Origin of the sequence: Pseudomonas sp. BF-B-15, assembly GCF_019946675.1 — a bacterium.
Lineage (GTDB): Bacteria > Pseudomonadota > Gammaproteobacteria > Pseudomonadales > Pseudomonadaceae > Aquipseudomonas > Aquipseudomonas migulae.
Genome location: NZ_JAGYFZ010000036.1, coordinates 43378 through 52720, shown reverse-complemented (window position 1 = coordinate 52720; position 9343 = coordinate 43378). Strand labels below are relative to the sequence as shown.

Below are 9343 nucleotides of genomic sequence, written 5' to 3'. Positions count from 1 at the left end.
GGCGATAGCGGTGGGTCAGACACCGATTGATTGACTGGAAGACCGCTATCGCCAGCAAGCCGGCTCCTACAGGGTTTGTGTTTGCACCATGGAATAGGGCCGCTTGCCCGGTCAGGGCGAGCGGCGGTCAAACATTATTTCTTGGCTTTTTCTTCAATCCGCCGATCCACATCCGCGCGGATCTGATCGATGCTGAAGCTCGCCGGTTTCTGGCTAGGCGGATACTCGACGAAGGTTTCCAGGAATCTCGCGGCCTGGGTGGACGCTAGCGATACGAGGTACGCATTCTTGGCCGTCCAGTCGTAATACTGGTCGGAAACCACGTCGGCACGTTCATACGGATCCATGCGCAGGTTGAAGATTTTCGGTACGCGCAGGCAGACGAACGGTTCAGCCCAGACTTCGAAACCACCCGGTTTGCGTTGTTCGCAGAACACCGCTTTCCAGTTGCCGGAGCGCATGGACACGAGCACGCCGTCATCGTTGAAGTAGAAGAACTGCGTGCGCTCACTCTTAGGCGATTGGCCGGTCAGGTACGGTAGTTGGTTGTACCCGTCCAGGTGCACCTTGAAACTGGTGCCGCCTGAAGCCGGCGCCCAGCCCTTGAGCAGCTTGTCCTTGACCCCGTCGTCACCGGCAGCCGCCAGCAGGGTCGGGAACCAGTCGAGGCCCGAGAACAGTTCGTTGGAAACCTCGCCCGGTTTGATCTTGCCCGGCCAACGCACCATGGCCGGAACGCGGTAGGCACCTTCCCAGTTGGAGTTCTTCTCGTTACGGAACGGCGTGGTCGCCGCGTCCGGCCAGGACCATTGATTCGGGCCGTTGTCGGTGGTGTAGACCACGATGGTGTTGTCGGTGATTTTCAGGTCATCGAGGGTCTTGAGCAGTTTGCCGACATCGCCGTCGTGCTCGAGCATGCCGTCGGCGTACTCGTTGCCTGGCATGCCGCTCTGGCCCGCCATCGATTCACGCACATGAGTGAAGGCGTGCATGCGCGTGGTGTTCATCCAGACGAAGAACGGCTTATCGGCCTTGGCCTGTTTCTCGATGAACGCTTGCGCAGCGGCGGTGGTTTCGTCGTCGATGGTTTCCATGCGCTTGGTCGTCAAGGCGCCGGTGTCCTCGATCTTGCCATCGGCAAAGCTGTGGATCACGCCGCGTGGAGAGTTGGCCTTGACCCACTCGGGGTCATCTTTGGGCCAATACGGTCGTTGCGGCTCTTCTTCGGCATTGAGGTGGTACAGGTTGCCGAAAAATTCGTCAAAGCCGTGGTTCGTTGGCAGGTATTCATCCCGGTCGCCCAAGTGATTTTTGCCGAACTGGCCTGTCGCGTAGCCTTGCGATTTGAGTGCCTGAGCGATGGTGATGTCGCGTTTCTGAATGCCGACCGGCGCACCTGGAACGCCGACTTTCGACAGGCCGGTACGCAACGGCGTCTGGCCGGTGATGAACGATGAGCGTCCGGCCGTGCAGCTGTTCTCCGCGTAATAGTCGGTGAACAGCATGCCTTCCTTGGCAATACGGTCGATGTTCGGAGTCTTGTACCCGACCACGCCCATGGAGTAGGCACTGATGTTGGTCTGGCCGATGTCATCGCCGAAGATCACCAGGATATTGGGTTTTTCGGCGGCCCCGGCAGTCGCCGAAATCGCCATCACCGAGGCCGCCACCAGGGCGAGTTTCGGTAGCCACTTGCGTATGCGAGTCATCTGACTTGCTCCTTTTGCGCTAGTGTCGCGTGGTGCGACAAACGTTTATTGCAGTCCTGCGTCACGCTTTTTATTGCACTTGCTCGGGAGTGGCGGCTGCCTCGAACGGATAGATCCGGCGCCATTCGGACGCCATGTCGACGATAGTCCAGCCACGGGTTTTTGCTTCGTCCAGGGCTTTGTCCAGGCGCCCGATATCGGACTTACGGTCATAGGCCCATTCGCGTTTGGCGTCGGTGTGGTGCACCAACCCCATGAATCGTTTGCCGGGGCCGGCGGCAGTCCACTGCAACATTTGCAGGTCGCCGTCGGAATTGCCGAACGCCAGGATTGGCCGCTTGCCGATCACCGCGTCGATGCTTTCCGGTTTGCCGGGGCCGTCGTCGTTGTGGGCCAGTTTGGGCGTGCGCACGATCGAGGCTTTACCGTCCTTGAACTGGAACGCCGTGACGAAGGTGGTGCCGATCACTTGCTCGGGCGGGATGCCGTAGACCTTCTCGGCGAAGGCGCGCATGAACCCGGTGTCGCCACCAGAGACGATGTAGGTCTTGAAGTCCTGGCCGCGCAGGTAGTCGAGCATTTCCAGCATCGGCTGGAAGATCATCTCGGTGTACGGCTTGCCGGTCTTCGGATGCCGGGCCTGGCTCAGCCAGGTCTTGGCGTAGTCGTCGAAAGCTTCGGTGGTCATGCCGGTGTGGGTCGCACCGAAGATCTTCATGATGCCGTCCATGCCGGCGGCGGCGAGTGCCTGGTGATCGTTTTCCAGGACGGCCTTGAAGGGCTGGGTGGTTTTCCATTCCGGGTGCTGCGGCGCGGTGCGCTTGACCTCTTCCAGGGCAAACAGCAGTTCGAAGTACATCGGCTGCTCGCTCCACAAGGTGCCGTCGTTGTCGAACACGGCGATGCGGTCAGCGGGCTTGACGAAGTCCCTGCTGGATTGGTCGGTGACCGTCTGGACGAACTCGATGATGTGCTTTTTCGCCGGGCCGTCATTCCACGACGGCAATGGCTCGTTGGCGTGCGCCAGCAGCGGCAGGATCAGCGTGAAGAGCAGCGTCAGCCCGAAACGATGGTGGCTTGATGTCGCGTTCGTCATGGGAATTCCTTCTCGTGGACGGGGTTGAGCGGCCGCAGTGCGGGAACGGTCCGGACGTTGCTGCCTCGCGCCTGACTATGCAGCGTAGACAAGGATTGCCCGAGTTGGCGCAGCGCCTGATCTTCGGTCGATTGACGGCTGTAACAGGCGCGTAACAGGTCCTGCAGGCGCGGGCCGAGGACGCTCAATTTCAGGCCTCCGCGGCTGCGTTTGAGCCACAGGTACAGGGCGCTGAGTTGCGCCGGTGTGGCGTTGATTTGCCGTGGAATCTGCCGCCAGGCGTAGTCGGCGGATTGCAGCCACGCGGCGTATCGGGCACGGCGTCGGTCGCGCACGGACAGGTAAACGCGATGCATGAAAGGCCTTGCGAACCAGCCCAGTAGCAGCACTGCCGGCAGCAGCAAGACAACCAGCCAGTGCCTGGAAAAACGCACGCGACTGTGCTCGCCCATTTGTTTCAGGTCTTCGGCAATCGAGAACACTGGCGTGTAAGCGCTGTTGGCGATGGCCTCGAAGCTCACTGCCGGCACTTGCGCGGTGCGGGTTTGCTGGCTGCTGGCGTCCCACCATTTCAGCTCGATCGCGGGCAGGCTGTGATGGCCTTCGCTGTCGATACGGTAAGTCACGGTGTCGATGCGTTGGCCGCCGGTGAAGTTGCCCCGGCCGTCGTCCAGGCTGCTGATTTGCGGGTTCTTCGGGTAACGGCTCAGGCCGCTGACGTCGCCCAGTGACGGCGCGGGCAGCGACATGGCCATGGCGTTGTCGGCCTGCAAGGTCAGTTGCCGGGTCAGGCTGTCCCCGACCTTCAAGGGCGTTGCCGAGTCGATGACTTTTTGCGTGAAACGCAGCCGTTGCGCCACCAACACCGGTTCGCCGGATTTGAATCCAGGTGGTTGCTTGGCGGTGAAATGCAGCGGCTGGCTTTGCGCACTCAACGGGGCGCTGGCCTGGCCCGGCGTGGCCTGCACAGTCAGCGCCGGAATATCGAAACCCCGGGCCTGATTCGGGCTGATCCGGTAGCTGTAGCGCATGCCGTTGAACGCCTTGCCGTCCAGCGTCTGGTTGATGTGCTCGGCGTGGCCGTCGGGCGGCAGCACCAGCGCGCCGGGCAGTTTCAGGTCGGGCAGGGCGGGGGCGTCGGTGAACCAACTGTCAGTGAGGACGTCGAGTTGCAGCTCCAGGAGGCCGCCGACCATGACCGGGTCAGCGGGTTGCAGGCGGGTCTGGATACGCAGTTCGGGTTCGGCGGCGAGGGCGGATGTGGTGATCAGGCAGCAGAGCAAGGCGCAGAGATTTGCGGTGAGTGAACTGACGCCATCGCGAGCAGGCTCGCTCCCACAGTTGATTGGATTGAAATCAAATTTTTGTGATCGCCACGAATCCTCTGTAGGAGCCGGCTTGCCGGCGATGGCCATCACTCGATTCATGGCTTGCCCCCCGCCTGATCCTGCAAGCTGAACTTCTGCTTGAGGAATTTCGCTGGCGATGTCGTCAGGTTCTGCAACCACAACGCGTCCGACGTCGCTTGCTCGGTCTCCACGGCTTTGCTTTGTCCCTTGCCCGGCGCCTTGTCCATCTTGATTTCGTCAGGTTTGACCTCGGGCGCGTTCTGTTCGGCGCTCTCGGTGTCTTTCTCCAGGGCGATGGCCAACGCCAGATTGGCCGTGGCCTCCGGGAACTGTGGTTGCAGCTTCAGCGCCTGGGTGTAGGCCGCGATGGCCTGATCAAACTTGAAACGGCGCACGTAAATATTGCCCAGGTAGAAATACGCCTGGGGTGTTTCCAGTCGCGCAAAACTCGCCAGCGCGAGGTCAAAATCCGCCGCGTGATAGGCCGCGATGCCTTTCCAGTACGGATCGACAAACAGGGCGGCAGCCTTCGGGAAATGCTCATGTTCGAAGGCCCAGCGACCTTGCTGGTCGGGGGTGAAAAATGCATCGGTCAAAGCGTTGGCCTGGGCATTGGTGGGCTGAAAACCGATACCCAGCGCCAGCAGCAAACCGGCCGTCCAGTTCAGGCTCCAGCCTTTGCGCACGCAGAAAAACGCGATCAGCAACAGCGGCCAGCACAGCCAGTATCCGGCGTCTTTCCAATGCAACTCACGCTGCTCGTCACTGGCCGCCTGGAAATGTTGACGGGCGTGCAGTTCGATCCAGTCCAGATCGTTGTCATTGAGCGTCAGGCTGCCCAGCGGCGCCGCCATGGCTGATGCCAACTGCTTCAGCGCGGCCTGGTCGAAACTGCCAAGGGCCGGGCGGCCGTTGCTGTCGGTGCGCGGCTGGCCATTGGCGTCACGAATGATCCCGCCATCCTCGCGCCCGACCGCGAGGATCAACACTTGCAGCGTGCTGTCGTTCAGTTGCTTGCCCAGGCCGCCGAGTTGCGAGGTGTCGGCGCCGTCGGTGATCAGCAACAACGTGCCCGGCGTTTTCTCCGCCGCCAACAGGCGTTTGGCCTCGTCGATAACCGCGCCGACATCCTTCCCCGGTTTGCCGATCAGGTCGCTGCTCAATGCCTGGATAAACGTATCGAGCAATGCTGGATCGTCGGTTGGCGGCAGCACCAGATGCGCGCTGCCGGCGTAGGCGATCAGCGCGTTGCGGGCACCGGCGCGGCGCTGGATCAGGTCGTGCAGTTTGTGTTTGACCGCTTCCAGGCGACTGGGCGGCATGTCGCTGGCGTCCATCGAGGGCGACAGGTCAATGGCAATGATCAGCGGCGCACGATTTTCCAGAAAGTCCGGCCGGTCCTGCTCCCAGGTCGGCCCGGCAGCGGCGAGGGCGCCCAACATCAACAGCGCACACACCAGATGCACCGGCCGCAAGCGCTGTTGGTCCTGCGGGGTCATCAGCAAGTGCGGCAGCAAGTGCTCGGCAATGTTGCTGCGCAAACGCCGCTGCACATCCCGGCTACGCCTCCAGAGCCACGGCAGCAAGGCACCCAACGGCACGAGCAAGAGCCACAGCGGACGGAGGAAGTGCAAGTCGCTGAGGTTGATCTCCATCTCAAGCCTCCTGCCGCTGACGCGCGAGGGTCAGGTGCGGACGCAGCAGGGCGCCGAGATGGTAGAGCGCGAGCAAACCGATAGCGGCGCCGAGCGGCCACCAGAACAGATCCCTTTTCGGTTGGTGGCTGAGGGTTTTCACCTGGTGCGGGGTCAGCGTGTCGAGGGTGCTGTAAACCTGATCCAGCGCCGTGCGGTCTTCGGCGCGGAAGAACTTGCCGCCCGTGGCGTCGGCAATCTGCTGCAAGCCTTGCAGGTTGACCTTGGCTTCGCCTTCGGCGCTCGGGTCGCCAATGCCGATGGTGTGAATCACCACACCTTTGGCGGCGGCCATCGACGCCGCATGATCCGGGGTGATGGCGCTGCTGGTGTCGTTGCCGTCGGTGAGCAGGATCAGGACTTTTTCCTGTTCATGGGCCTGATCCAGCAACTTCAGGCTCAGGCCAATCGCATCGCCAATGGCGGTGTTGGGTCCGGCCATGCCGATGCCGGTGTCGTCCAGCAACAGCGACAGGCTGGCGTGATCCAGTGTCAGTGGCGCCTGCGGATACGCGCCGCTGCCGAACACGACTAGGCCCAGGCGATCCTCTTTACGCTTGTCGATAAAAACGTGGACCACGTCCTTGACCGCCGCCAGACGATTGATCTTCTGCCCGTTGGCATCGGTGAAATCAGTGGTTTCCATTGACTGGGAGATGTCGATGGCCAGCATCAGATCGCGCACCGGTTGCTGGCGTTCGATGGGTTTTTCCACGAACACCGGGCGTGCGGCCGCGAGCAGCAACAGCGCCCAGACCAGCAGGTTCAGGAGCAATTGCCAGCGATTGTTGCGTGTGCCGGCGGCGCTTGGCGCCTGACCGACCGCGCGGCTCATGGCGCCAAAAAACGGCACCCGCACGGCGCTGCGGGCTTCGCGGTAATCGGGCAGGTAGCGGTAACCCAACCAGGGCAACGGCAGGAGCAGTAACAGCCAGGGGTAATCAAGCTGCCACATGGTGCGACTCCACCCAGTGTTTGCAGGTGTCGAACAGCTGCTGACGCTGATCATTGGGCAACGCCAGCAATGTTGCATCCGGCGCATAGGCCAGCAACGCCAATTGCCGGCTGAAATCCGCAGGCAACGGCTGCGCACTGTGCTGCGCCAGAAATGCCTGCCAACGCTCATTACCTAACGCCGCAGGACCTTGTAGTAGCGAGCGGTGCGGCGATCCGACTTGCCCGCGAAGAACGATTACACGGTTTGTCTGGGATACCGTGGGGCCTGGTTCGCGGGCAAGCCTCGCTCCTACGGGATCTGGCATCGACAGGGCTACGCGTTTGAGCAGTTCGGGGAGTTCGCGCAGGGCGCTGATTTGATCATCGCTGCTTTGCAGTTCAGCCAACCGCACCAATGCCTCGCGCCGATACCGATCCCGCCGCCACTGCCAATACCGCCGTGCACCCACCAGCAACACAGCAGCCATCAACACCGCCAACAACACCCACCAGCCCCACGTCTGCGGCGCATAACTGACGGGCGCCGGCAGGGCCATTTCCTTGAGTTGCTCAATGCTCGGCACGTTCGGGTTCATCGCCGCCCCCCGCCGAGTTTGCCCAGTTCCGCGCGCAGTTGTGCCTGCGCCTCGGTCGCCGTACTGAACATCATCAACGGCACCTGACTGCGTCGCAGCAGCGTGGCGACGTCCTTGAGCCGACCGCTGAGGAAATCCCCCAGCGGCTGATGAACACTGCGTTGTTCGACCGCCAGCTCGACTTGCAACTGACCTTGAGTAATCAGCAAACGGCCATTTTTCGGCAGGTTCAACGCCAGCGGGTCGTACACCTGCATGGCAATCACATCGTTGTGCGCCGCCAGTTGCCGCATCAGTTGCAAGGTGCGTTCGCCCGCACCGGCAAAGTCGCTGACGATGCAGATCAGGTGATCGTGACCGGCCACTGCCAGACACTGTTGCAGGACTTTATCGAGTTGATCCTCGCCCTCGGCGTCCGGGTTGGCCGCGCTCAATGCCTGATTCTGCTGGACGATGCGACTGCACAGCGCTTCGATCCGTTTGCGGCTGCGCAGCGGGGCAATCGCGTCGATCCGTGAGTCGTTGAATACCAACCCTCCAACCCGGTCGCCCGCGTTGAACACCATCCATGCAGCCAGTGCGCCGAGTTCGGCGGCAACCGCGGATTTGAAACTGCGTTGCGAGCCGAAAAACATCGACATGCGCTGGTCCACGAGGATCAACGCCGGGCGATCGCGCTCTTCGGTGAACGTGCGCACCACCGGTTTGCCGGTGCGCAGTGAGGCGCGCCAATCGAGGTGACGCAAGTCGTCCCCCGGTTGATAGCGGCGCAACTCATCGAAATTCAGACCGCGCCCCCGCAGCCGCGAAGCGTGGTTGCCGGCGAGGATGCTGCCTTGCGGCTGGCGTGCGAGGAAACTCAGGTCACGGGCCTTGAATTCCAGCGCCATCAATTGCGCCAGAGAGACATAGACCAGACCGTCGACACTTTTTATTTTCAACATCAGGCAGGAATCGCAACGTTATCGAGCAGGCGATCCAGCACCTGATCGGCCGTGACGCCATCGGCGACCGCGTCATAACTCAGCTGCAAACGATGACGCAGCACCGGATGCACCACGGCGCGCACGTTGTCCGGCGAGACAAAATCCTGCCCCTGCAACCAGGCATCGGCGCGGGCGCAACGGTCCAGGCCGATGCCGCCGCGCGGGCTGGCGCCGATGGCGATCCAGCGGCCCAGGTCCGCGTCGTAATCCGTCGGATGGCGGGTGGCGTTGATCAGGTCGATCAGGTAACGATCGATGGCCGGGGACACATGGATGGCGCTGACTTCCCGGCGTGCAGCGAAAATCACGTCCTGCGACAGCGCGAAACCCTGCACCGGCGCGGTCTTGGCGCCTGTCGCAAACTCCTCTTCACGCAGCAGTCGCAGTACTTGGCTCTCGTTTTCCGCGCTCGGGTAATCGAGCAGCACCTTCATCAGAAAACGGTCCATCTGCGCTTCCGGAAGCGGGTAAGTGCCTTCCTGTTCGATGGGGTTTTGGGTGGCGACCACAATGAACAACTCCGGCAGCCCATGGCTGTTGCCGGCCACGGTGATTTGCCGTTCTTCCATCGCTTCCAGCAGGGCTGCCTGGACCTTGGCCGGTGCGCGGTTGATTTCGTCGGCCAGAATCAGGTTGCCGAACAGTGGACCGGGCTGGAACCGGATCTCGTTCTTGCCTTCGATCTGGTGCAGCACTTCGGCACCGGTGATGTCCGACGGCAGGAGATCAGGGGTGAACTGGATGCGGCTCATCTTCGCGTCCAGATGCTTGGCCAGCGCTTTCACCGTGCGGGTCTTGGCCAGCCCGGGCAAGCTTTCCAGGAGCAAATGGCCGTTAGCGAGAAGACCCAGCAGAATCTGCCGGATCACTTGATCCTGGCCCAGCACCGCTTCGGCGATGCTGGCTTGCAGGGCATTGAGGTCGTTGAGTGCGGTCATTGAGGGGCCTTTATTCAAGTCGCCAAAGGCGTTGGCAGG

General features: G+C 61.9%; 8 protein-coding genes. All 8 read right to left on the bottom strand.

Annotated elements, in window-relative coordinates; translation table 11 throughout:
- Window positions 1–134: 134 nt before the first annotated feature.
- The 8 genes from KGA97_RS14015 to KGA97_RS13980 all read right to left on the bottom strand — a co-directional run bounded on the left by KGA97_RS14015 (window position 135) and on the right by KGA97_RS13980 (window position 9304).
- Window positions 135–1709 (bottom strand): arylsulfatase, encoded by a 1575-nt coding sequence (locus KGA97_RS14015; RefSeq protein WP_008036341.1) that lies wholly within the window; start codon window positions 1707–1709, stop codon window positions 135–137.
- Between the two features lie 70 nt (window positions 1710–1779).
- Entirely contained in the window at window positions 1780–2805 is a 1026-nt protein-coding gene (locus KGA97_RS14010) for an HAD family hydrolase (RefSeq protein WP_008030176.1), read from the bottom strand.
- Window positions 2802–4232: a hypothetical protein gene (locus KGA97_RS14005; RefSeq protein WP_223480949.1), complete on the bottom strand. Its 1431-nt coding sequence runs from the start codon at window positions 4230–4232 to the stop codon at window positions 2802–2804. Before KGA97_RS14005 ends, KGA97_RS14010 begins: the two co-directional genes overlap by 4 nt.
- The gene (locus KGA97_RS14000) at window positions 4229–5809 is read right to left on the bottom strand and encodes a VWA domain-containing protein (RefSeq protein ID WP_223480948.1); all 1581 of its coding nucleotides are present in this window, start codon (window positions 5807–5809) and stop codon (window positions 4229–4231) included. Before KGA97_RS14000 ends, KGA97_RS14005 begins: the two co-directional genes overlap by 4 nt.
- Before the next feature lies 1 nt (window position 5810).
- Complete coding sequence (locus KGA97_RS13995; RefSeq protein WP_223480947.1) at window positions 5811–6803, bottom strand: vWA domain-containing protein; 993 nt, start codon at window positions 6801–6803, stop codon at window positions 5811–5813.
- On the bottom strand, window positions 6790–7380 hold the full coding sequence (locus KGA97_RS13990; RefSeq protein ID WP_223450221.1) for a DUF4381 domain-containing protein: 591 nt from the start codon (window positions 7378–7380) through the stop codon (window positions 6790–6792). Before KGA97_RS13990 ends, KGA97_RS13995 begins: the two co-directional genes overlap by 14 nt.
- The gene (locus tag KGA97_RS13985) at window positions 7377–8324 is read right to left on the bottom strand and encodes a DUF58 domain-containing protein (protein ID WP_008030187.1); all 948 of its coding nucleotides are present in this window, start codon (window positions 8322–8324) and stop codon (window positions 7377–7379) included. Before KGA97_RS13985 ends, KGA97_RS13990 begins: the two co-directional genes overlap by 4 nt.
- Window positions 8324–9304, bottom strand: a complete 981-nt coding sequence (locus KGA97_RS13980) for an AAA family ATPase (RefSeq protein WP_223480946.1) — start codon at window positions 9302–9304, stop codon at window positions 8324–8326. The genes KGA97_RS13985 and KGA97_RS13980 overlap by 1 nt, the downstream gene beginning before the upstream one ends.
- Window positions 9305–9343: the final 39 nt, after the last annotated feature.

Bases quoted from the DNA above. Each gene is read 5' to 3' on its own strand.
- KGA97_RS14010 (WP_008030176.1), bottom strand. From the start codon at position 2,805: ATGACGAACGCGACATCAAGCCACCATCGTTTCGGGCTGACGCTGCTC.
- KGA97_RS13980 (WP_223480946.1), bottom strand. From the start codon at position 9,304: ATGACCGCACTCAACGACCTCAATGCCCTGCAAGCCAGCATCGCCGAA.
- KGA97_RS13990 (WP_223450221.1), bottom strand. From the start codon at position 7,380: ATGAACCCGAACGTGCCGAGCATTGAGCAACTCAAGGAAATGGCCCTG.
- KGA97_RS13985 (WP_008030187.1), bottom strand. From the start codon at position 8,324: ATGTTGAAAATAAAAAGTGTCGACGGTCTGGTCTATGTCTCTCTGGCG.
- KGA97_RS14015 (WP_008036341.1), bottom strand. From the start codon at position 1,709: ATGACTCGCATACGCAAGTGGCTACCGAAACTCGCCCTGGTGGCGGCC.
- KGA97_RS14005 (WP_223480949.1), bottom strand. From the start codon at position 4,232: ATGAATCGAGTGATGGCCATCGCCGGCAAGCCGGCTCCTACAGAGGAT.
- KGA97_RS13995 (WP_223480947.1), bottom strand. From the start codon at position 6,803: ATGTGGCAGCTTGATTACCCCTGGCTGTTACTGCTCCTGCCGTTGCCC.
- KGA97_RS14000 (WP_223480948.1), bottom strand. From the start codon at position 5,809: ATGGAGATCAACCTCAGCGACTTGCACTTCCTCCGTCCGCTGTGGCTC.